This is a genomic window from Bordetella petrii, assembly GCF_020991325.1.
Taxonomy (GTDB): Bacteria; Pseudomonadota; Gammaproteobacteria; order Burkholderiales; family Burkholderiaceae_B; genus Bordetella_A; species Bordetella_A petrii_E.
In genome coordinates, this window is sequence record NZ_JAJMLX010000538.1 from 1 (window position 1) to 616 (window position 616).

The 616-nt window shown below is 69.5% G+C and carries 2 protein-coding genes; both read left to right on the forward strand.

Going from position 1 to position 616, the window contains the following annotated elements:
- Positions 1 to 216: helix-turn-helix transcriptional regulator (locus LPZ50_RS25205; protein WP_230665546.1), on the forward strand; the 216-nt coding region annotated here is incomplete at its 5' end.
- A gap of 85 nt (positions 217 to 301) precedes the next feature.
- Positions 302 to 616 (forward strand): LysE family translocator (locus tag LPZ50_RS25210; protein ID WP_230665547.1); only part of this gene is annotated, 315 nt, incomplete at its 3' end.

Here is a 616-nt window from a genome sequence, read left to right on the forward strand (position 1 = left end):
CAGTTCATCCGCGCCTGCCGCGCCGCCACGGGCATGACGCCGCACGCCTACCAGCTGGATCTGCGCATCGTGCGGGCGCGCCGGCTGTTGCGCGGCGGCCTCAGCCTCAGCCGCGTGGCGCACGAACTGGGCTTTGCCGACCAGGCGCATTTCCAGCGCGCCTTCAAGCAGCGGGTCGCCGCCACGCCCGGTACCTACCAACGCGCCGGCGCTTAACGGCGCCGCCGCCCAGTCCGCACTTTTCTTCAATACCGGCGCCGCGCGCGCCGCCAGAATCGCCACTTCGATACAAAGGGGCGATATGGCGTTTTCCTGGCAACAATTCATGCTGGTGGCGGGCGCGCATTTCCTGGCGCTGCTCAGTCCGGGCCCGGATTTCTTCTTGATCGTGCGCGGCGCGCTGCTGCACGGATGGCGCAAGGCAGCCGCGCTTTGCCTGGGCGTGGCCGCGGCCAACGGCGTGTTCATTGCCATGGCCATAGGCGGGTTCTCGATGTTGCGGCCCGGCAGCCTGGCATTCCATGTCCTGCAGGCGGCAGGCTGCCTTTACCTGGCTTACCTGGGCGGCCTGATGCTGCGCCATGCCCGGCCGGCGCGGGACATGCCGCGCGCCGCG